17 protein-coding genes are annotated in these 20,622 nt (G+C 65.5%); 7 read left to right on the forward strand and 10 right to left on the reverse strand.

The window, feature by feature from the left end; all coding sequences use genetic code 11:
• Positions 1 to 13 precede the first annotated feature (13 nt).
• Entirely contained in the window at positions 14 to 898 is an 885-nt protein-coding gene (locus AC0Z6F_RS02355) for a LysR family transcriptional regulator (protein ID WP_006376243.1), read from the forward strand.
• Here AC0Z6F_RS02355 and AC0Z6F_RS02360 read toward each other — a convergent pair.
• Together AC0Z6F_RS02360 and AC0Z6F_RS02365 are read right to left on the reverse strand one after the other, a co-directional pair.
• The gene (locus tag AC0Z6F_RS02360; protein WP_006376244.1) at positions 873 to 1,661 is read right to left on the reverse strand and encodes an SGNH/GDSL hydrolase family protein; all 789 of its coding nucleotides are present in this window, start codon (positions 1,659 to 1,661) and stop codon (positions 873 to 875) included. The genes AC0Z6F_RS02355 and AC0Z6F_RS02360 overlap by 26 nt on opposite strands.
• A 49-nt stretch (positions 1,662 to 1,710) precedes the next feature.
• Positions 1,711 to 2,676, reverse strand: a complete 966-nt coding sequence (locus AC0Z6F_RS02365; RefSeq protein WP_448123186.1) for a DUF2268 domain-containing putative Zn-dependent protease — start codon at positions 2,674 to 2,676, stop codon at positions 1,711 to 1,713.
• 138 nt (positions 2,677 to 2,814) lie between these two features.
• Between AC0Z6F_RS02365 and AC0Z6F_RS02370 the strand changes: the two genes are divergently transcribed.
• Complete coding sequence (locus tag AC0Z6F_RS02370; RefSeq protein ID WP_012511535.1) at positions 2,815 to 3,798, forward strand: hypothetical protein; 984 nt, start codon at positions 2,815 to 2,817, stop codon at positions 3,796 to 3,798.
• A gap of 10 nt (positions 3,799 to 3,808) precedes the next feature.
• Here the strand turns inward: AC0Z6F_RS02370 and AC0Z6F_RS02375 are convergent, their stop codons facing one another.
• The 3 genes from AC0Z6F_RS02375 to AC0Z6F_RS02385 form a co-directional block, all read right to left on the reverse strand.
• Complete coding sequence (locus tag AC0Z6F_RS02375; RefSeq protein ID WP_012511536.1) at positions 3,809 to 4,129, reverse strand: hypothetical protein; 321 nt, start codon at positions 4,127 to 4,129, stop codon at positions 3,809 to 3,811.
• A 216-nt stretch (positions 4,130 to 4,345) separates the two neighbouring features.
• Entirely contained in the window at positions 4,346 to 6,808 is a 2,463-nt protein-coding gene (locus AC0Z6F_RS02380) for a S9 family peptidase (RefSeq protein WP_012511537.1), read from the reverse strand.
• A gap of 167 nt (positions 6,809 to 6,975) precedes the next feature.
• The gene (locus AC0Z6F_RS02385; protein WP_006376346.1) at positions 6,976 to 7,305 is read right to left on the reverse strand and encodes a hypothetical protein; all 330 of its coding nucleotides are present in this window, start codon (positions 7,303 to 7,305) and stop codon (positions 6,976 to 6,978) included.
• Positions 7,306 to 7,877: 572 nt separating this feature from the next.
• On the opposite strand from AC0Z6F_RS02385, the gene AC0Z6F_RS02390 reads away from it, so the two are divergent.
• From AC0Z6F_RS02390 to AC0Z6F_RS02405, 4 genes are read left to right on the forward strand one after another with little or no spacing between them, the layout of a single operon-like run.
• Positions 7,878 to 8,384, forward strand: coding sequence for a hypothetical protein (locus AC0Z6F_RS02390; RefSeq protein WP_232273991.1), 507 nt, complete (start codon positions 7,878 to 7,880; stop codon positions 8,382 to 8,384).
• 12 nt (positions 8,385 to 8,396) lie between these two features.
• The gene (locus tag AC0Z6F_RS02395) at positions 8,397 to 9,815 is read left to right on the forward strand and encodes an XVIPCD domain-containing protein (RefSeq protein ID WP_485616350.1); all 1,419 of its coding nucleotides are present in this window, start codon (positions 8,397 to 8,399) and stop codon (positions 9,813 to 9,815) included.
• Between the two features lie 59 nt (positions 9,816 to 9,874).
• Entirely contained in the window at positions 9,875 to 10,651 is a 777-nt protein-coding gene (locus tag AC0Z6F_RS02400; protein WP_006376352.1) for a HipA family kinase, read from the forward strand.
• On the forward strand, positions 10,629 to 11,021 hold the full coding sequence (locus AC0Z6F_RS02405; RefSeq protein WP_012511540.1) for a DUF3037 domain-containing protein: 393 nt from the start codon (positions 10,629 to 10,631) through the stop codon (positions 11,019 to 11,021). Before AC0Z6F_RS02400 ends, AC0Z6F_RS02405 begins: the two co-directional genes overlap by 23 nt.
• A gap of 16 nt (positions 11,022 to 11,037) precedes the next feature.
• On the opposite strand, the gene AC0Z6F_RS02410 is transcribed toward AC0Z6F_RS02405, so the two are convergent.
• The 3 genes from AC0Z6F_RS02410 to AC0Z6F_RS02420 form a co-directional block, all read right to left on the reverse strand.
• Positions 11,038 to 12,468: a serine hydrolase domain-containing protein gene (locus AC0Z6F_RS02410; protein WP_012511541.1), complete on the reverse strand. Its 1,431-nt coding sequence runs from the start codon at positions 12,466 to 12,468 to the stop codon at positions 11,038 to 11,040.
• Between the two features lie 64 nt (positions 12,469 to 12,532).
• The gene (locus AC0Z6F_RS02415) at positions 12,533 to 13,042 is read right to left on the reverse strand and encodes a DUF4952 domain-containing protein (RefSeq protein ID WP_012511542.1); all 510 of its coding nucleotides are present in this window, start codon (positions 13,040 to 13,042) and stop codon (positions 12,533 to 12,535) included.
• A 51-nt stretch (positions 13,043 to 13,093) separates the two neighbouring features.
• Positions 13,094 to 13,999, reverse strand: a complete 906-nt coding sequence (locus tag AC0Z6F_RS02420) for a LysR family transcriptional regulator (RefSeq protein ID WP_012511543.1) — start codon at positions 13,997 to 13,999, stop codon at positions 13,094 to 13,096.
• A gap of 119 nt (positions 14,000 to 14,118) precedes the next feature.
• Between AC0Z6F_RS02420 and AC0Z6F_RS02425 the strand changes: the two genes are divergently transcribed.
• Complete coding sequence (locus AC0Z6F_RS02425) at positions 14,119 to 15,108, forward strand: zinc-dependent alcohol dehydrogenase family protein (protein ID WP_012511544.1); 990 nt, start codon at positions 14,119 to 14,121, stop codon at positions 15,106 to 15,108.
• A gap of 43 nt (positions 15,109 to 15,151) precedes the next feature.
• Here the strand turns inward: AC0Z6F_RS02425 and AC0Z6F_RS02430 are convergent, their stop codons facing one another.
• A complete protein-coding gene (locus AC0Z6F_RS02430) occupies positions 15,152 to 17,674 on the reverse strand; it encodes a membrane-bound PQQ-dependent dehydrogenase, glucose/quinate/shikimate family (protein ID WP_485616349.1) in 2,523 nt (840 codons plus the stop codon).
• A 130-nt stretch (positions 17,675 to 17,804) separates the two neighbouring features.
• Positions 17,805 to 20,519, reverse strand: a complete 2,715-nt coding sequence (gene gyrA / locus AC0Z6F_RS02435; protein ID WP_153675940.1) for a DNA gyrase subunit A — start codon at positions 20,517 to 20,519, stop codon at positions 17,805 to 17,807.
• Positions 20,520 to 20,622 lie beyond the last annotated feature (103 nt).

The raw sequence follows: 20,622 nt of genomic DNA on the forward strand, positions 1-20,622 counted from the left end.
TTACTTATTTGAAATGCTCAAGCACTGGCCACCACTGAACGCCCTGCGGGGTTTCGAGGCCGCCGCCCGGCTCGGCAGTTTCCACCGTGCGGCAGAGGAACTGCACCTGACCCAGTCGGCCATCAGCCAGCAGATCCGGGGACTGGAGGCGTCGCTGCAGCAGCCGCTGTTCTTCCGGCAGGGCCGCAGTGTCACCCTCACCGACGCCGGCATCGACCTGCTGGAAACAACGCAGGCGCTGCTGCGGCAGCTGGCCAGCGGCATCCGCCGGCTCGATCAGTACCGCAAGCCCAATCAACTGATCGTCAACACCAGCCCGGCCTTCGCCCGACACTGGCTGGTGCCACGCCTGGCCGGGTTCCACCGCCTGCACCCCGACGCCGATCTGTGGTTGCTGACCAGCGAGGAAGCGCCGGACATGACCACGCAGACGCTGGACGTAGCGGTACGTGATGACCTCGACTCACAGGCGCAGTGCCAGCATCGCGTGCTGCTGCAGGATCGTCTCTATCCAGCCTGCCATCCGGCCCTGCTCGCCACACCGGCGCACGAACGCCTCACCCTGCATGGCGAGCGCGAGATGGACTGGAGCCAATGGCAGGTACAGGGTGGCGCCGATGTCGGCCAGCGCCGCGAGGGAATGAATTTCTCCGAGCCTGGGCAACTATTGGATGCCGCGTGCCAAGGGCTGGGTATCGCCTTGGTCAGCGAGCTGCTGGCAGCCCGAGCCTGCGAACAAGGCCTGCTGCAACCATTGGATGATGCACGCGTGCGCGGCCCACGCTGGAGTTGGCTGGTACATGAGGAGAGTGCAGCCGATCCGCTGGTGATCAGTTTCTGCGAGTGGTTGTTGGCAAGCCTGCCCGGCGGAGCTACTTCTGCTGCAGCGCGCGCTTGACCGCCGCCTCGGCCAACGGCGCCATCACCGCATAGCCCTTCGCCGTAGGATGCACGCCGTCCTCCGCCAACTGCGGGTCCAGTCCGCCGATCGCATTGGCCATCGGCGTGTAGTAGTCCAGATAGACCAGCTGCTGTGCATCGGCATAGCGCTTCAATGCCGTGTTCAATGCACGCACCTTGGGCGCAGGTGCTGTGCCCGGCAGCCACGGGTAATCGCTGACCGGCAGCACCGATGCCAGCACCACACGAATGCCATGTGCACGGGCGAGATCCACCATCGCGTGCAGGTTGTCTTCGATCATCGCCTGCGTGGACGGGCCGGTGTTGCCGGCGATGTCGTTGGTGCCGGCCAGGATCACCACCACCTGTGGCTTCAGTGCCAGCACGTCCTGCGGGAAACGCACCAGCATCTGCGCCGTGGTCTGGCCGCTGATGCCGCGATTGAGCCAGCCCTTGCCGGGGAAGAAACCGGCACTGCCTTCCCTGCCCCAGCCTTCGGTGATGGAGTCACCGAAGAACGCGACGCGTGGCTGGCCCGGCACTGCCGCAGGCAGTTGCGCGTTGGCATCACGATAGCGTTGCAGCTCCGGCCAATCGGCCAGGCGCTGCTGCATGAAACGAACTTCGTCGGGGCGTAGCTGGTCGATGGGCGTCTGCAGCAGCGGATTGACTGCGACGGCTTCAGCGGCGCCCAGCGGAGAGGCCAACGCGAGGCCCAACGTCACGACGGTGGCAGTGGCAAGCTCAACAGGTCCACGCATGCGGGCACTCCTGAAACGATCTCCAGCAGTCTAACGCTCCGCCCCGCGCTCAGCGTGCAGCCGTACGCGCCGCCACACCCGTCACCTTCGCCGGCATCCACATGCCCGGCGTCCAGCCGCTGGCGTCCAGGATCGCCTTCGGGTTGTCCTGCTGGATCAGCGCGCGCACCGCGCCCCGCTTGTCCTTGGCCTGCAGGTAATAGGCCTTGGCGATGCGGTAGCCCACCCAGTAACCCAGGTCATAGGGCTCCTGCGAGCCCGGCTTGTAGTTGTACAGCCACGGCGACAGATCGGTGCTGTCCAGATCCAGCGCGAACGCGCTTTCGATATGTACTTCCCGACCACGGGTCCAGGCCGCATGGCGCCCGTTGCCGACGTTGCCGGAAATCAGTTCGGTGATGAACTCGGCGATGCCTTCGCCCAGCGACACGCGCAGCACGGTCGCGCGCGGATCTCCCGGTTCGAAGTCGCTCAGGCCGGTCTGCTGGATGTGCACGTACTCGTGTGCGATCACGTGCACGAAGCGGTCCTGCACATTGGGATTCATGAAGTCGGCCGCGCACAGCGCTTCCAGGCCGATGATCACCCCACTCTTCGAGGTCAGCCCCACAGGCCGGCCACGGCCCACTGCGATGGTCACCGGCGGGAACCGGGTCTGCGGGTAGATCGCCTGCAGGTTGGCGAACACCTGTACCAGGCGCTGCTTGACCGCCGGCAGCTCGGCCAGGCAGCTTCGCCCCTGCGCATACAGCTCGGGCTGGCTGGCAATGGACTCGGCCATCCGTTCGGGAGTGACCCGACGCGCCTTGGCCAGCTCGGCCAGGCCCGTCGAACCTTCGGCCATGTATCCACGCAGCTGCGCAATGCTGGGCTTACCGCCGGCACTATCGTAAAGCGCATAGAAACGACTGACATCCTCGGTGAGGATCTGCGGCCCCGCCGGAACTGCCGCCGTGGCCACGCCCATCGCCCCGGCACAGGCCAGGGCCAACAGGCCGCGCAGTATCATGGACATCGCTCCGTCCTTGGTGGAGTGCATGCGAAGCGCGCAATCTATCACTCCGCACGGCCAACCGCAGCAGGCGGATGCGGGCACCCCGGCGCTGTGCCAGACTCGCTTTGGCACCTGCCACGGAAGATGGAGCACCGCACGATGATGATCGTTCCCGCGTACTGGGCCGAAGCCCGCCTGCAGGCTCGTTTCCGCGGCCGGCCGGTGGTCGTGCGCCGCTTCGGCTGGTCCGATGAGGGCCCTGCCGAGGCCCAGGGACATGCCGACCGCCGCGCCAATGAAGCCCTCAATGCCATCCTCGCCGGGCAGGTGCTGCCGCGTCGCGAAGTGCGCAGCAACTACGGCGTGGAGGGCGTGCCGATCCGCGAGCAGATCGTGCTGCGCGACGGCGACGTCATCATCACCCGCAACAGCTATGGCGCACTGTGCCTCAACAGCCCGGACGTACTGTTCGCCGACATCGACCATGCGCAGCCGCCAGCCGGCTGCGTGATGCCGGCCATCGTTGCGGCGGTCGTGCTGCTTGCCGGCGCCGTCACCGGCACGCTGCTGTGGCATTGGCTGGTGGGACTGGTGCTGGGCGTGGCCGCGGTGGTTCTGGTCAATGCGGCATTGCTGATGCGCCGCAGGCAGCGCCTGGCCGCTGCCGGCGGTGCTGAAGGGCTTGCGCTGAAGCGCGTGAAAGCCTTCAGCGAACAACACCCCGACTGGCATCTGCGCGCCTACCGGACGCCTGCGGGACTGCGCGTACTGGCGATGCATGCCACGTTCTCCCCGGAGGACGAGCAGCTGCAGGCATTCTTCAAGGCACTGGGCACCGATACCCTGTACGCGCGCATGTGCCGGCTGCAGCATTGCTTCCGTGCGCGACTGACACCGAAGCCGTGGCGCGTCGGCCTGAAGTACCGCATCCGCCCGCCAGTGGCCGCGTGGTCATCCGAACAGGCCAACAATCCGGATCGACTGGCCTGGATTGCCGAGTACGAAAAAAAGAGCGCCGGCTTCGCAGCCTGCGCTTATCTACGCAGTTTCGGCGATACCACCCGGGTGCATGCCAAGGCCGAGCACGTGCGCGACCTGCATGACCGGATGTCGCACGCGCAGGACCGCCTACCGCTGGCGTGAGGGCGGGTGCTCAGTCAGCGCTCTGCACGAACGGCTGCCCTGCCAAGGTAGTGCCCAGCCGCACCGTGATCTGTTGACCGTCCTTTTCGAAGGTCGTCGCACACTGCTTTCCGTCCTTCTGGCATCCGACTTCCGGAAAGCCCTCCAGCGACTCCGGCGCGCCCTGCGCGGGCTTCGCCTGCCAGCCTGCGGCGTCCAGCAGGCGCTTGGCCTTGGCATAGGGCATGCCGGCGACGATGCCCAATTGCGTCAGCTCAGCAGGAAACGACTGAGCATATGCCGTTGAAACCAGGGCCAACGACAACGTTGCAGCAAGGAGAATGGCTTTCATTGCACCGACCTGGAACGAGCGATCAGGTTCAGCCTAGACCATTTGCGTGGCGTGCGAATGTGCCGGTAACACGTCGTTACCGAGTCTCCACAGTTGATTGCAAAGCACGTGCATCTGTTTACATGCGAACAGCAGCCGAGCATGGGCTCGGCTCTACATGATGCAGGAAGGCCGCCCTGAGGCGGCCCTCTGCAACGCAGTCGCGCAAGCTCGACTCTACTTTGCGTTCTTCACGTAAGTGTCGAACCAGTTGAGCATTTCCGCCACCAGCTGTTCGTTCGATTCCAGCGCGGTATACCAGTGCGGTTCGTTCGGCAGCATCACCAGGCGGGTGGTGCCGCCGTTGCCGCGGATCGCCTGGTACAGCTTGCGCGACTGGAATGGCTCGGTGCCCGGGTTGGCATCGTCCTCACCGTGAACCAGCAGCAGCGGCAGCTTGATCTTGTCGGCATAGAAGAACGGCGAGGCCTTCAGGTACACGTCCTGCGCCTGCCATACCGAGCGACGCTCGTTCTGGAAGCCGAACGGGGTAAAGGTCTTGTTGTACGAACCGCTGGTCGCCACCCCGGCCTTGAACAGGTTGGTGTGGGCGATCAGGTTGGCGGTCATCAGGCCACCGTGGCTGTGACCGGTCACGCCGATGCGGTTGCGGTCGACCACGCCCATGTCCACGGCCTTGTCCACCGCCGCCTTGGCGTCGGCTTCCAGCTGCTCCAGGTAGGTGTCGTAGGCGTTCTTCGGGTCACCCACGATCGGGAACGAGGCATTGTCGATGATCGCGTAGCCGGCCAGCAGCATCAGACGGTACGGCTGCAGCCGGGTGAAGGTCTGCTGCGAACCGGACACCTGGCCGGCCTGCGCGGCATTGGCGAAGTCGGCCGGGTACGCGTACAGGATCGCCGGCACGCGCTGGCCCTCCTTGTAGCCCGGCGGCGTGTACAGAGTGAACGACAGGTCCACGCCGTCGGCGCGCTTATAGGTCACCAGCTGCTTCTTGATCTGGCGCACTTCCGGGGTCGGGTCGACCAGTTTGGTCAGCGCGGTCGTGGTGGAGGCGAACTGCGCCTCGCCGGCCTTCGCATCGGCCACTGCCTCACCCTGCTGGCGGATGAAGGCGTTCGGCGGATCGATCACCGACTGGTGCCAGGTCAGGTAGCGCCCCGGCGTGTTGCTGAAGCCGAGGAACTGCTCGTAGGCATCGGCACTGCTGCGGAACAGGCGCTCGCTCTTCAGCGTGCCCAGGTCCAGGCGGTCGAGGAACGGGCGGTCACCCTGCGGTGAGGCGCCACGGCCGCTGAGGAACACGTGGTTGCCATCCTGGCGTACGACCTGCGCGCCATTCGGCAGGCGGGTGAAGACCAGGTTGCCGGGATTGCCGTACAGCTCATCGCTGGACATGTCCCACAGCAGCCGGCCTTCCTTCTTCGGCTGGTCCACATCGACGATGCGGGTCTGCATCCAGTGACGGTTCTCGTCGTTCTCGTACTGGAAGGCTACGGCCGGATCGGCGGTCCACGCAAAGCCCTCGAATCGCTGCGCGGTACGGGTGATCTCGGTCGGCTTGCCGTTGAACGGGGCCTTCAGCATCAGCACGCGGTCACGGTGCGGCACGCTGACTTTCCAGTCGCCCTTGTCCAGCGCTTCGGCATAGACCAGGGTGGCCGGATCGGTGGCACGCCAGTCGAAACCGCGCGGGCCTTCCGGTACGCCGTGCACCGGCACGCGATCCGCCAGCGGCAGGCTGGCGATCGGCGTGCTGCGGCCATTGCTCACGTCCAGTACGGCCACGTCATTGGCGAAGCGCTGGTAGGTCACCGCATGCGAGTACGGTGCCTTGATCGATTCGGTCAGCACGTGCACGCCATCGGGCGCGGCGCTGACCTCGTTGAACAGTGCAGGCTGCCCGACCGGGCGCACGCTGTTGGCGGCGGTATCGACCACGGCCAGCTGCGACGCGCCGTAATAGGCGAACAGTTTCTCGTCATGCACGCTGGTCAGCGTGTCGCGGGCTTCGTAGGTGCTGCTCTCGCCACTGCTGCCCAGCGACTCCTGCGCATCCGGACCGGTCGGCACGCCACCGTTGGACGGCGCCGGACCCTGATTGGCCGGTACCAGCTTCACCAGCAGATTCTGGCTGCCGCCCAGCCATTGCACGGTGTAGCCGAAGATCGGGTTCAGCTGCACGTTCGGCACCTGCTTCACCTGGCCGGTGGCCGCATCGCCGACCCACAGCTGCACGCTGGTATCGACCGCATTCTGGAAGGCGAAATGGCTGCCGTCGGCCGACCACAGCGCGCCGGTGGCGCAGCCCTGTGGCAGGTTGACCTTGGTTTCCTTGCCGCTGCCGATGTCGACCATGGTGAAGTCGGCCACGCAGGCCGGAATACCGTAGCCGCCGGGAGTGTCATGGCGACTGCGGTTCTTCGGCTCCAGGCGTACACCGGCCAGCTTCAGGTACGGCTGGGCCACGCGGCTGATCGACGGGTAGGTCTGCGCGGTGGTCAGCAGCAGGCGCTGGCCGCCCGGGGCCACGTTCGGTGCCGGCGGCGGCGGTGCCTTCAGCACCTTGAGCAGGTGCTCCGGCGGCTTCGCGTAATCGGCAAGCGCCGGGCCAGCGGCCAGCAGGCCGACGGTGGCAACGGCAACGGCCGCTGCCAGAGAGGTTCGACGGATCAGCATCCTTATCCCCTGGGGTGTGAATGGGTACCCGGAATCGGGCATGGCCCCGAATCTAGCACCGCAGGGGTTGTCGTGAATGGGCCGGAAGGGCTAGTGGCCGGATGGGGCAAAGTGCAGCTCCGGCAGGTGCCGGGGAGCTGCCGGCACCTGCCAGGCATGGCCTGGCACTACTGCTGGGCGTGCAGGTCCCAGGCGGTGAGATAGTCCGGGTCGACCACGATCATGCCGCTGTTGCTCATCCGGTACTCTCCCGGCTGGGCCGGCAGGTACTGGTCGAGCATCGGCGGCAGATAACGCTCGTGGCCATCGTTCTCGTCGGCCAGCACCACGCCTTCATCGGCACTGATGCGCAGCACCGTTCCCGCGTACTGCTCCAGTCCCTGCACCTGGCCGTCGCCGCCGTAGCGGGTCACCCCGACCAGCACCAGTTTTCCGATCATTTCCTCGACCTTGGCATCGTCCAGGGCCGGCAGCATTCGTTCGTATTGGTCGCTCATCGGTGCACCTCCAAAGCCTGCAGGATCATCATGGACAAGCCAGCCTCCGCGCTGCGAAGGCCATCGGGCAACGCAGGGGACAATCTGGCGGGCGTATGCCTGTATTGCAGGGCCGGCAAGAGCATGCCGGGACCGCATCGGGTGAACAGTGGCAGATGCTGTGGGTGGCGGCCATCCGTGCCGGCAAAGTGGCCGTATCAGACCAGGGTCAACACCACGCGTTGCATTGCATGCAGGGTAAAGCGTGACAGCTGCGCAGTTGTTGCATGACGGCCTCCTGTTGAAGGTCACACGCGAAGTTGATGCTCCATGGACCCGATGCTGACATCGCGCGCGGAATGGTCAAGTGAAGAATGCGCACCCGTTCACCTTTTGTAACGCATTCGGGTGCCTCGATTACGCTTAACCTCTGCTTCATCCGGCTGGCCCTAGGGTCAGCCTTCAATCTGCAAGGAACGCACATGCCCCGGTACGCATTCATACGGCCGTGGACGCTCGCACTTTCAGCGGCCACGCTCTGCGCCTGCGCACATGCCGCCGACCGCACGCCGACTTCTCAAGGAACCGACACCATGGCCCCCGCCGTATCCGAGACCACTTCGCCCTCCCCGCTCAATGCCGAGCAGTTGCTGCTGCGCCTGTTGGACCTGATCAAGGCCACGACCTCCACCCGCGAGCTCACCGCCGAGCGCCTGTCCGCGGCAATGCAGGCGCCGGCGCAGGTCTTCGGCCCCGGCCACTTCGGCTATGGCGGCACGCTGACACCGGAATGGGGCTATGGACTGGAAGTGCAGCGGGCCGGCACTGCCGACGCGCGGCTGGACCTGAACTTCATGGACACCAGCAGCGATCGCAAGGCCTCGGCTGCGGCGATCTGCCAGGTCGACTTCAACCACTTCGCTTCGGCACTGGATGCCGCCGGCTTCAAGCGCGAGACGGTGCGCGGCGAACACGGCCGGGTGATCTACGACCGCTTCGATCGACTGCAGCTGAGCATCAAGGTCGACACCATGCCGGAGAACCCCCACGCCCTCGGCGACGCCACGCATGCTTGCGTGCGTCTTGTCACCGTGCAGTAAGGGGAGCCATCAATGACAATCCTTTCCGCAGAAACGGAACGCCTGCTGGGCGAATTCGCCGGCAAGACCGACGTCACCAGCGACCAGGTCGACAATCTGCGCAGCGTCATCGCGGGCTCGCCCGTACTGGCAAAGCAGGTGGACGCCGCCATCGCGGCAGGCTATCTGGAACGCTTCGAACTGTTGCCCGCCACAAGCAATGCGGGTGGTACCTACGAGACCGGCACGAAATCCATCAACCTGCCCGCCAGCAGCTTGTCGACCCCGGCTGCGCCGGACAGGTTCGACGCGGCCGAGGTTGCCTTTGTGCTCGGTCACGAGATCCAGCACGGCTTCAACGATGCTGATGTCGAGCGCGCCTACGTGCAGTTCGAAGCCGACGTGGAGCAGGTCGCGGGCCGTACAACGAGCCATGATTACACCGAGGCCATCGGCACCCTGCTCGCGGCCAACCGCCGCGATGAGGCTTCTTCGAACATCGCAGGCTGGAATGCGCTGGTCAGCCAGGTACGTGCCAGCAACCCGGACGCCACCCTGCGCGACCTGTATGAAGCCAGCACCCGCTCGACAGATGTCATCCAGTCACGACCCGGCCCGCCGATCACCTATGCCCCGCACCCGGAGCTGACCCTCAATGCGGACCTGACCATCTCCCCCACCGCAGCCAACATCGAGGGAATGGCCAGGCACTATTACGATCAGGGCGTCAGCACCGGCCTGGGCCATCATGGGAATTCGGACTACCAGAATTTCTACGGTGTCCAGGCGATCGAACTGGCCAGCGGATACGAGGCCGCGAATCCAGCGCCCGACGGCGTCAGCCGGATGGAAGTGAACATGAAGAAGCTGGGCCTGGACGAGCGCCTGCTGGAGCAGAACGGGCTCAACCTCGGTGAGGGTTCGCCCCCGCGCCAGCCTTACTTCGATACCAGTACCTCGCCGTCGACGCTGCATTACTTCGACCACACTGAGGGCACGCATACGCATGTGCCGATCACCACACAGCATGCGGTGGAGGGCGATGGCGTACCGGCGCTGCTTGCGGAAGGGCGTGACCGCTCCCTGCACGAACAGATCCGCGGCAAGGTAGCGGAGCTGGATGCTGCCAACGGGCGTAGCTTCGATGCGTCCAGCGAGCGCCTGAGCGCCAGCCTGCTGGTGCTGGCCCGCGAGAACGGGCTGGACCGGGTGGACCACGTGGTATTGAGCAGGCAGGGCGGCGATGCGGGCGCAGCGCAGAACATCTTCGTGGTGAAGGGGCCGCTGGATGATCCGGCCTCGCTGCGCGCCTCCTCGCCCACTGCCGAGGCCGCACAACGCCCCGTGCAGGAAAGCCTGGACACGCTGGCCGTGGTCAACCGGCAGGCCGATCAGGCATCGCAGGAACAGGCTCGCGTGCAGGAGCAGCAGCGCGGCGCGCTGACGCACTGACGGGGAACGGCATGGAGCCGCCGGGACGCACCCGGCGCTCCCCACGCTAGAATGCGCACATGCGCACCGTACATGCCCTCCGCTACATCACCCCCTTGCGGGAAGGTGGCTCCCTGCCGGCCGTGGTCGAGACCGACGACGACGGCATGGCCGTGCTGAAGTTCCGAGGCGCCGGCCAGGGCCCGAAGGCACTGATCGCCGAGCTGATCGCTGGTGAAATGGCGCGCACGCTGGGCTTGCCGATTCCGGAAATCCTGTTCGTGGAGCTGGACCGCGAGTTCGCCCGCACCGAGCCGGACCCGGAGATCCAGGAACTGATCCGCGCCAGCGAAGGTTTGAACCTGGGCCTGGACTACCTGCCCGGTGCGATCAACTACGACCCGGCGGCGATGCCGGTGGATGCCGACCTGGCCTCGCGCATCGTCTGGTTCGATGCGTTCACCAGCAATGTCGATCGCACCACGCGCAATCCCAACCTGATGGTGTGGCATCGAAAGCTGTACCTGATCGACCACGGTGCGGCCATGTACTTCCATCACGACTGGGCCAATGCTGGCGATGCCTGCGAAAAGCCGTTCGTGCTGATCCGCGACCACGTACTGCTGTCGTTCGCCAACCGCATCGCCGAGGTGGACGCCGAACTGGCCGCACGCCTGACCGATGCCGAGATCGAGCGCATCGTCGGCCTGGTGCCGGACAGCTGGCTGGTGAATGAGCCCGCGTTCGACAGCCCGCAGGCGTACCGCCAGGGCTACATCAGTTATCTCAAGCACCGCCTGAAAGTGCGTGCGGTGTTCGTGCAGGAGGCCATCCGTGCCCACGCTGCACACGTATGACTACGCCGTCATCCGCGTGGTACCGCGGGTGGAGCGCGAGGAATTCATCAACGTCGGGGTGATCGTCTCCTGTCCAGGCGCGCGTCATCTGGAGGCGGCCATCGAGATCGATCCGGCACGCCTGCACGTGTTCGCCCCAGCGCTGGACCAGGAGGCGCTGCAGCCGTGGCTGGATGCGATAGTGGCCATCTGCCGCGGCGATGCCAGCGCCGGGCCGATTGCACAGCTGCCAGCGCGTGCGCGCTTCCATTTCCTCACCGCCAAGCGCAGCTCGGTGGTGCAGATGTCGAGCACGCATGTGGGCCGCACGGCCGACCCGGCGGGTGTAGTGGAACATCTGATGACGAAGATGGTGCGGGTGCCGGAATGACCGGCACCTGCCGCGGTCACAGCGGCACTCTACGCGCGATGTAGTTGACCACGTTGCCGATCGCATCCGGATCGACATTGGCCAGGCCAACGATCACATAGCCCTGTGCGGGCAGCACCACGATGGCGCTGTTGGAGCCGGGCGCACCGCCTTCGTGGCCGTACTGATGTTCCCTGCCCTCGCCCTGCACCACAAAGCCATAGCCATACCAGCCCTTGTGATTCTGCGCCGTGGTGGCATGCTGCAGCAATGCAGGTGAGACCAGCCTTCCACTGCGCAATGCCTCGGCGAATTTCACCATGTCGGCCACCGTGCTGTAACCACCACCGGCCGACATGCCACGCCAGGGCAACGACTTCGTTTCACGGATCCATTGCCCATTCTTCTTCGTGTAGGCGACGGCACGCTGCGGGACGTTCACTGTTTCCGGCTCGAAGCCGGTGCCGGTCATGCCTGCCGGGCGCAGGATGTGTTGCTCCACATAGGCGTAGTACGACTGCCCGGAGACGGCCTCGATGATCCGCCCAAGCACGATAAAGCCATAGTTCGAGTAGCTGTCCTGGCTGCCTGGCGTGAACTGCGGCGAATCCTTGGCAAAGCGCTGCACGTAGTCGTCCAGCGTCCTCAGCGAAGCCGAGTAGCTTTCAAAATCATCGCCGAAGAAATCACCGAGGCCGCTGGTGTGGGTCAGCAGCTGGCGCACGGTCACGGTGCCGGCAACGGCCTTGTTCGGATAGTCCGGCAGATGCTTGCCGATGGTGTCGTCCAGCCCAAGCCTGCCATCCTGCACCAACTGCAGGATGGCCACCGAGGTGAACATCTTGTTGGAGGAGGCTAGGCGGAACTGCGTATCCACGCCCACTGGAATGCCCGCGGCGCGATCGGCATCGCCACCGCGCCAGTCCAGCAGCACATTGCCGTTCTGTGCCACCTGCAACGCACCCGACAGCGCGTCCTGGGCCCGCAGCGCCTCCAGTTTGGCTGTGGCATCGGCCATCAACGCAGGCAAAGCAACCCTCTCCGGCTTGAACTTGTCCGGCGTTTCAGTGCCTTCGATCTGGAACTGCTTCACATGCGCCGGGCTGGTCGCATCCATGACGGCCGTCACCCACATCGCGCGTTCGCTCAGCTGGCCCATTACCAGCAGCTTCGCCTGGCTGGGCGCGCTCTCGAGTGTTTCCAGCACGCGTAGTGGGCCGGTGCTCTCGCGGAACTCGAGATAGTCCCTGGGAGTGCTTCCCTCCCGCTTCGCATATCTGTCGGCGAATGCCTGCAACGCCTCGAGGCTGCCCGCATTGAAGGCCGCCAGCCAGTCGTCGATGGCATCCTGCGCACGTGGATGCGCATGCTCGGCAGATGTTGCGCCAACTGCCGGAAACGCCAAGGCGATCACCAGGACCCCGCAGGCCAGCGCATTGCAGAGAAACAGGCGTCCAACAGCCCTCATGGCAGTTCCTTTGCGGGGATCCCTGGACGCATCCTAGACGAAGGAACTACCCGCCGCATCCACGCTAGGGGCTCTGCCGCAACACCTCGACGGTGACGTTGAATGCCTCGATGCGATGCCATTCGCTCCGCTCGTGCGGCAGCGATTCCGCACCCATGCTGATCTGGTATCTCACCGAATCCGGACCTTCGCGCCAATAATAAGGTGCGCCGTTGCTCCAACCACAACAGACGTAGTGCAATGCAGGCAGGCCGAAGGTTGCATGCAGGAAGGCTTCGACCTTCGCTGCGTGGGCACCCGCAACGCGGTAGTGGGCTTCGATCGGCTTGATGTAGGAGGCATCGTCCTGGCTGCAACCCACGTATTCCAGGCCTTCTGTTTTCCGGCCCATTACCTGCAGAAAGTCCTGGCAGACCGTGTCAGGTCGGGCCAGGCCATCGGCACGACCGTGCGCTTCCCACTCCGCCAGCGCCTGCGCTGGAAGTTCGGCAGCCTGCAATCCGGAGCTGAACAGCAATGCAGGCAGCACCTGCAGCAGGAAGCGCGCGACACGTTGCGGCCATGGAAGCGACATGAGGATGCGATCCTTCGCAGTTGATGGGGACCATGCTAACCGACAGCCTCGCTATCGCCACGCCATGCTCTGTTCGTTGAAACGCGCCAGACAGAAGTCCAGGAAGCTGCGCAGCTTGGGGGTCAGCTGGCGGTCGCGCGGGTACACCAGGTTGATCCAGGTCGACACCGGCACATGGTCCGGCAGCACTTCCACCAGCTCACCACGCGCCAGCGCGGCGGCAAGCATTTCGTAGGGCTGCAGGATCAATCCCAGTCCGCCCACGGCCGCAGTCAGCAGCGGCTCGGCCTGGTTGACCATGAAACGGCTGGACACCGGTACGGTCAGCACGCTGCCGTCGGCATCGCGGAAGCTCCAGCGGGTACGGATGATCGAATGCGCGAAACCCAGGCACTCATGACGGCTCAGATCGGATGGGTGCGCGATGGCCGGACGCGATGCCAGGTAAGCCGGCGATGCGCACAGCACCAGCGGGTACGGCCCCAGCCGTCGCGCCACCAGCCCGCTGTCGGCCAGATCACCTGTACGGAACACCAGGTCGTAACCGTCTTCGACGATGTCCACCAGGCTGTTGGACAGGTTCAGATCGACCTGCACGTCCGGGTACTGCTGCATGTAGGCGACCACCGCCGGACCCAGTGCGTGCACACCGAAGGTGACCGGCGCGCTGATGCGCAGGCGCCCCATCGGCCGCCCGCGCGCCACCTCAGCCAACTGCTCGGCGCCCTCCACTTCTTCCAGGATCACCCGCGCCCGCGCCAGATAGGCCTGGCCGAAGTCGGTCAGGCTCTGCTTGCGCGTGGTGCGGTTGAGCAGGCGCACGCCCAGGTGCTGCTCCAGCGCCTGGATGTGCTTGCCGACCAGCTGCGGCGACAGGTCCAGTGCCTCGGCAGCGGCGGCGAAGGAGCCGACCTCGGCCACCTTGGCGAAGGTCCGCAGGGGAACGATCAGGTCCATTGCAAACAATTGTTTTTCAATGAAACGCCAGATTACCCCTTATTCTGGATGCAGACTACGCGCACAGTAGCGCTCACCCTTTCGCCGGCGCCCTCGCCGGCCCTTCCTCGGAGCCCCCCATGAGCCAGGTTGTCCGCATCCACGAATATGGCACTGCCGATGTACTGCGCATCGACGATATCGACGTTCCCGCCCCCGCCCCTGACGAAGTCCAGATCCGGGTGAAGGCGATCGGCCTGAACCGCGCCGAGGTGATGTTCCGTAACGGCGCCTACCTGCAGGAAGCGCAGTTCCCCAGCCGCCTGGGCTACGAAGCGGCCGGCGTGGTTGAAGCCGTCGGCAGTGCAGTGAGCGGATTCACTGCGGGCGATGCGGTCAGCGTAGTGCCGCCGCTGGATATCGCGCGCTGGGGCACCTACGGCGAACTGGCCAACGTGCCGGCACGACTGGTAGTCAAGCATCCGCAGGCACTGGACTTTGAAACGGCCGCCGCGGTGTGGATGCAGTACGTCACCGCCTGGGGGGCGCTGTTGGAGCAGGCGCACTTGTCCGCCGGGGATTTCGTCATCATCACCGCCGCCAGCAGCAGCGTCGGCCTGGCCGCCATCCAGATCGCCAATGCAGTCGGCGCCACGCCGATCGCTGTGACCCGTGGCCCGGGCAAGCGCCAGGCCCTGCTCGACGCCGGTGCCGCCCATGTCATCGCCACCCAGGAACAGGATCTGGTGGCCGAAGTGGCGCGCATCACCGGCGGCGCAGGTGCCCGCGTGGTGTTCGATCCGATCGGTGGTCCGCAGTTCGTACCGCTGACCGAAGCCATGGCGCGTGGCGGCATCCTGCTGGAATACGGCGCGCTGAGCAGTGAACCCACCCCGTTCCCGTTGTTCAACGTGCTGGGCAAGTCACTGACGCTGAAGGGTTACCTGTACTCGGAAATCGTCTCCGACGATGCCGCGCTGGCACGTGCCAAGGCCTTCATCGTCAACGGCCTGGACCAGGGCACGCTGGCGCCAAAGATCGCCAAGGTATTCCCGTTCACGCAGATCCAGGACGCACACCGTTACCTGGAATCGAACGAGCAGATCGGCAAGGTGGTAGTGACGGTGTGATCCAGCGTCATGCAACGGGGGCGGCCCACCGCCCCCCTTGCGGTTACCTCGGCAACGCAAACGCCATCACGTAATCGCCGTTCGGGGTTTCCATGAAAGGGTGGCCGCCGGCCATGATCACCACGTACTGGCGCCCGCCCTGCTCGTACACCATCGGGTTCGCCTGGCCACCGGCAGGCAGCTTGGCGTGCCACAGTTCCTTGCCGGTCTTCAGGTCGATGGCACGCAGCAGATCATCGGTGGCGGCGGCGATGAAGATCAAGCCGCTGGCGGTCACCACCGAGCCGCCATTGTTCGGCGTGCCGATCTCGATCGGCAGGCCGGAGCGGATGCCGAAGGGTCCATTGCCACGTGCACTGCCGAACGGGCGGTCCCACAGCAGTTTGCCGGTGCGCAGGTCGATGGCACGGATGCCACCATAGGGCGGCTGCTTGCACAGCAGACCGGTGAACGGCAGGCGCCAACCGGCATTGACCTGGATGGCATAGGGCGTGCCCACCTGTGGGTCGCCCGCGCCCTCAGCGCCGCCCTTGTCGAACCGGATCTTTTCGCGCGGCAGCCAACCCAGGCGATCGGCCTCGGCACGCGGCACCAGCCGGTTGTAGTTGGGCATGTCGTTGTAGTTGGCCACGATCACGCCACGACGCGTATCGATGGACACGCTGCCCCAGTCCGAGCCGCCGTTGTAGCCGGGGTACTCGATGGAATGGCGGTCACTGCTCGGCGGCGTGTAGAAACCTTCGTAGTAGGCCTTGCGGAACTGGATGCGGCAGACCAGCTGGTCGATCGGGGTGATGCCCCACATGTCGCGCTCGGTCAGCTCATGCTCGCGGCGCAACGTGTGATACAGCGAGAACAGTTGCGTGGGCGAGCGCTGCTCGGGCTCAACACCACCGATGGGCACCTTGCGCTCTTCGGCCGCGGTCAGAAGCTGGCCGTTGCGGCGGTCGAGGATGTAGATGTCGCCCTGCTTGGTCGGCAACAGGATCGCCGGCACTTTGCCGGCAGCGGTCGGGTAATCGATCAGGCTGGCCTGCGAACCCAGGTCGTAATCCCACACGTCCTTGCGCACCGCCTGGAAATGCCAGGCCGGCTTGCCGGTGGCCACGTCGATCGCCACCAGCGAGGTCGAATAGCGGTTCTGGTTTTCGCTGCGTGAGCCACTCCAGTAGTCGCCCGCCGAGTTGCCCAGTGGCAGGTAGACCAGGCCCAGCGCCTCATCGCCGGTCGCGGTGGTCCACATGTTCGGCGTGCCGCGCGTGTAAGTCTGCTCGCGCGGCGGCAGGCCGTTGCGCTCGGGCTGGTCCATGTCCCACGCCCAGCGCAGTTTGCCGGTGATCGCGTCGTAGGCCTGGATCACGCCCGAGGGCGCGTCGCGGCGCTGCCCATCCAACACCTGGTGACCGGTCACGATCACGCCTCGCACGATTGCCGGTGGCGAGTTGATCGACACGTAGCCAGGGGGCACTTCGCCCATGCCAAGGGTGATGTCGACCTGGCCGTTGTTGCCGAAGTTGGCGCACGGACGGCCGCTGTCCGCGTCCACCGCGATGATGCGGCCGTCCAGGGTGCCTTCGATGATGCGGGCCCAGCACGCGGGATGACTGCCCGGCGTAGCGCTGCGGGTGACGCTGGGCGGTGGTTCGGGCAGCGCCAGATCGGCCGCGACATCGGCCAGCGCCGCATCGGCCATCGTAGGCGCGCTCGGCTGCTCGTAGTAGCTCACGCCACGGCAGGCGGCGGTGTACGGGATCGAGGCGTCCTTCACCTTCGGATCGAACCGCCACAGTTCCTTGCCACTGGCAGCATCAAGCGCGATCAGACGGTTGCGCGCGGTGCACAGGTACAGGCGGTCGCCGACCTTCAGCGGCGTGGTTTCCGCGCCCCAGCGCTTCTTCGGCAGGTCACCGGTGCGAAACTGCCAGGCCGGCTGCAGCGTGGCCACATTGGCCGGGGTGATCTGCTGCAGCGGCGAATAGCGGGTGCCCGCATTGCTGCGGCCCCACGCGGGCCAGTCGCCCTCGGCGGGCTGGTCAGCCGGCTGCAGACCGGTGGTGTCGCGCGTAGGTTCCAGCCCGGCGCTGCCTGCGCCTTCCGGGAACGGCAGGTGCCCGTCCACTTCACCATGCGGGGCGAAAGCCAGGCCAAACGCAGCCACGAACACCAGCATCAGCACACCGGCGACACTGCGCGACAGACGTTTTGAAACCGGCTCGCGCAGCGTCGGCGCCAGCAGCGCCAGCACGATGCCCAGCGCGGTCACCAGGCCCAGCCGTGGCACCCAGCGCCAGTAGTCGCTGCCCGATTCCCACCAGGTCCACAGCAACGTGCCCACGAACACCAGTGCGTACAGCAGTGCGCCACTGCGGCGGTTGCCGAACAGCAGGATGCCACTGACCAGCAGCCCCAGGCCGGCGATGGCGTAGTACGCCGAGCCACCGAGGCTGAGCAGCCACGCACCGAGCCCGCCGATGACCAGGCCGAGCACGACCAGCAGCAGCGACAGCACGGTGACCAGAGGATGGCGGGGCGGAGGCGCGGAAGCAGACTGCGGCGTGGCGGACATCGTCGATCTCCGGGGCAGCATGCGCCGTTATCCCACCGCCGATGTGAAGCGCGCGCGTATGTGCAGGCATCGGATACGACGACGCCGGCACAGGGCCGGCGTCGTCGGGTACCTCAAGCGCGCGGCAGGATCACTCCTGTGCGGCGTCCTCGCCGCTGGCAGCAGCCGGGGCGCCGTCGGTCGCGGCCGGGGCGGCGACAGCCACCTCGTCCTCGTCCTCGTCGATCGAGGCATCCATGCGCTCCACCGCCTGCAGCTTCTCGTCCTTGGACAGGCGGATCAGGGTCACGCCCTGGGTGTTGCGGCCGACGCGGCTGATTTCCGAGCCACGCGTACGCACCAGGGTGCCACCATCGGAGATCAGCAGGACCTCGTCGCCCGAGCCCATCAGTACCGCGGCGACCAGCTTGCCGTTGCGCTCGGTGGTCTGGATGCCGATCACGCCCTGCGTGCCGCGGCCCTTGCGCGGGTAGTCCGGCAGCGGGGTGCGCTTGCCATAGCCGTTTTCAGTGGCGGTAAGGATGTACTGCACGCTGGCGTCATCGGCACCGTCGATCACCGCATCGCCATTGGCTGCGGTTTCCTCGACACCGTTGTCGTCCTCGTTCTCGTCCTCGCTGCCACCGGCACTTTCGGCCACGATCAGGCTGACCACTTCTTCGCCGGCCGGCATCTTGATGCCGCGCACACCGGTAGCGGTACGGCCCATCGAACGGACCTTGTCCTCACCGAAGCGCACGGTCTTGCCGTTGGAGGCGAACAGCAGGATGTCGCGCTCGCCGTCGGTCAGGCCGACGCCGACCAGGGCATCGCCCTCGTCGAGGTTGATCGCGATCTTGCCGCGCGCCAGACGGAAGGCGAACTCGCCCAGCGGGGTCTTCTTGACCGTACCGTTCTTCGTGGCGAAGAACACGAACTGGCCATCAGCGTACTCACGCACCGGCAGTACGGCCTGCACGCGCTCACCCGGTTCCAGCGGAATCCAGTTGATGATCGGACGGCCGCGGGCATTCGAACCGGCTTCGGGCAGCTGGTAGACCGGCAACCAGAACACCTTGCCCGAACTGGTGAAGGTCAGCAGCGTGTCGTGCGTGTTGACCAGCCACAGCTGTTCGATGAAATCCTCTTCCTTGGTGGACGCTGCACTGCGGCCACGACCACCCCGGCGCTGCGCGCGGTACACGCTCACCGGCTGGCGCTTGACGTAGCCGGCGTGGGAGACGGTGACCACCACGTCTTCCGGCGCGATCAGGTCGAGGATGTCCAGGTCTTCTTCGCTGTGGCGGATTTCGGTACGACGCTCGTCGCCGAACTCGGCCTTGACGCTGATCAGCTCTTCGCGGATCACCTGCAGCAGGCGATCGGGATCTTCCAGGATGTGGATCAGCCCGGCGATCACTTCCAGCAGTTGCTTGTATTCCTCGGTCAGGCGGTCCTGCTCCAGCCCGGTCAGGCGGTGCAGGCGCATTTCCAGGATCTGGGTGGCCTGGATCTCGGTCAGCTGGTAGCCGCCTTCGATCAGGCCCACACCCTTGGGCAGGTCATCCGGACGCGAGGCTTCGGCACCGGCAGCGCCCAGCATCGAACCGACCAGGCCCGGCTCCCACAGGCGCGCGAGCATGCGCTCACGGGCTTCGGCGGGGTTCGGCGAGGTCTTGATCAGTTCGATCATCTCGTCGATGTTGGCCAGCGCGACGGTCAGGCCTTCCAGCACGTGGGCACGGGCGCGCGCCTTGCGCAGCTCGAACACGGTGCGGCGGGTGACCACTTCGCGACGGTGGCGGACGAACGCCTCCAGCATCTGCTTGAGGTTCATCAACTGCGGGCGGCCATCGACCAGCGCCACCATGTTGATGCCGAACACCGATTCCATCTGGGTCTGCTGGTACAGGTTGTTCAGCACAACCTCGGCAGATTCACCGCGCTTGATCTCGATGTAGATGCGCATGCCGTCCTTGTCGGACTCATCGCGCAGCTCGCTGATGCCTTCGATCTTCTTTTCCTTGACCAGCTCGGCGATCTTTTCGATCAGACGCGCCTTGTTCACCTGGTAAGGAATTTCAGTGACGATGATCGATTCGCGGCCGTTGTCGGCCACTTCGATGTCCGCCTTGGCACGGATGCGCACGCGGCCACGGCCGGTGCGGTAGCCGGCGATGATGCCGGCGGTGCCATTGATGATGCCGGCAGTCGGGAAGTCCGGGCCCGGGATGTACTCCATCAGGCCGTCGACATCGATTTCCGGGTTGTCGATCAGCGCGATGCAGGCGTTGATCGACTCGGTCAGGTTGTGCGGCGGGATGTTGGTGGCCATGCCCACCGCGATGCCGGCCGAACCGTTGACCAGCAGGTTCGGGAACCGGGTCGGCATGACCGTCGGCTCCAGTTCCTTCTCGTCGTAGTTGGGCTGGAAATCGACGGTTTCCTTGTCGATGTCCGCCATCAGCTCATGCGCAAGGCGCGACATGCGCGCCTCGGTGTATCGCATCGCCGCAGCGGAATCGCCGTCGACCGAACCGAAGTTACCCTGGCCATCGACCAGCATGTAACGCAGCGAGAACGGCTGCGCCAGGCGCACCAGCGTGTCGTACACCGACTGATCGCCATGCGGGTGGTACTTACCGATGACGTCACCGACGATACGCGCCGACTTGAAGTAGGGCTTGTTGCTGTGCGCGTTCAACTCGTTCATCGCGAACAGCACACGACGATGCACCGGCTTGAGGCCATCGCGCGCATCTGGCAGCGCGCGGCCCACGATCACGCTCATGGCGTAATCGAGGTAGCTCTTGCGCATCTCGTCTTCCAGGTTGACCTGGATGATTTCCTTGGCGGTTTCTGCCATTCGGGTTCCGTTGTCTGGTAGCGGTCCAGTCCGGCGCAGCCCTCTGCGGGAGGGGGTCGTGCCGGAACCTCGATTCAACCTGTGGATACTACCACAACAGGCC

The organism is Stenotrophomonas sp. 1L-E-5-B-C3 (assembly GCF_057292075.1).

Coding starts and splice junctions, on each gene's coding strand:
- AC0Z6F_RS02395 (WP_485616350.1), top strand. CDS start 8,397: ATGACAATCCTTTCCGCAGAAACGGAACGCCTGCTGGGCGAATTCGCC.
- AC0Z6F_RS02425 (WP_012511544.1), top strand. CDS start 14,119: ATGAGCCAGGTTGTCCGCATCCACGAATATGGCACTGCCGATGTACTG.
- AC0Z6F_RS02415 (WP_012511542.1), bottom strand. CDS start 13,042: ATGTCGCTTCCATGGCCGCAACGTGTCGCGCGCTTCCTGCTGCAGGTG.
- AC0Z6F_RS02375 (WP_012511536.1), bottom strand. CDS start 4,129: ATGAAAGCCATTCTCCTTGCTGCAACGTTGTCGTTGGCCCTGGTTTCA.
- AC0Z6F_RS02430 (WP_485616349.1), bottom strand. CDS start 17,674: ATGTCCGCCACGCCGCAGTCTGCTTCCGCGCCTCCGCCCCGCCATCCT.
- AC0Z6F_RS02370 (WP_012511535.1), top strand. CDS start 2,815: ATGATGATCGTTCCCGCGTACTGGGCCGAAGCCCGCCTGCAGGCTCGT.
- AC0Z6F_RS02355 (WP_006376243.1), top strand. CDS start 14: ATGCTCAAGCACTGGCCACCACTGAACGCCCTGCGGGGTTTCGAGGCC.
- AC0Z6F_RS02385 (WP_006376346.1), bottom strand. CDS start 7,305: ATGAGCGACCAATACGAACGAATGCTGCCGGCCCTGGACGATGCCAAG.
- AC0Z6F_RS02360 (WP_006376244.1), bottom strand. CDS start 1,661: ATGCGTGGACCTGTTGAGCTTGCCACTGCCACCGTCGTGACGTTGGGC.
- AC0Z6F_RS02420 (WP_012511543.1), bottom strand. CDS start 13,999: ATGGACCTGATCGTTCCCCTGCGGACCTTCGCCAAGGTGGCCGAGGTC.
- AC0Z6F_RS02365 (WP_448123186.1), bottom strand. CDS start 2,676: ATGTCCATGATACTGCGCGGCCTGTTGGCCCTGGCCTGTGCCGGGGCG.
- AC0Z6F_RS02410 (WP_012511541.1), bottom strand. CDS start 12,468: ATGAGGGCTGTTGGACGCCTGTTTCTCTGCAATGCGCTGGCCTGCGGG.
- AC0Z6F_RS02390 (WP_232273991.1), top strand. CDS start 7,878: ATGGCCCCCGCCGTATCCGAGACCACTTCGCCCTCCCCGCTCAATGCC.
- AC0Z6F_RS02400 (WP_006376352.1), top strand. CDS start 9,875: ATGCGCACCGTACATGCCCTCCGCTACATCACCCCCTTGCGGGAAGGT.
- AC0Z6F_RS02380 (WP_012511537.1), bottom strand. CDS start 6,808: ATGCTGATCCGTCGAACCTCTCTGGCAGCGGCCGTTGCCGTTGCCACC.
- gyrA (WP_153675940.1), bottom strand. CDS start 20,519: ATGGCAGAAACCGCCAAGGAAATCATCCAGGTCAACCTGGAAGACGAG.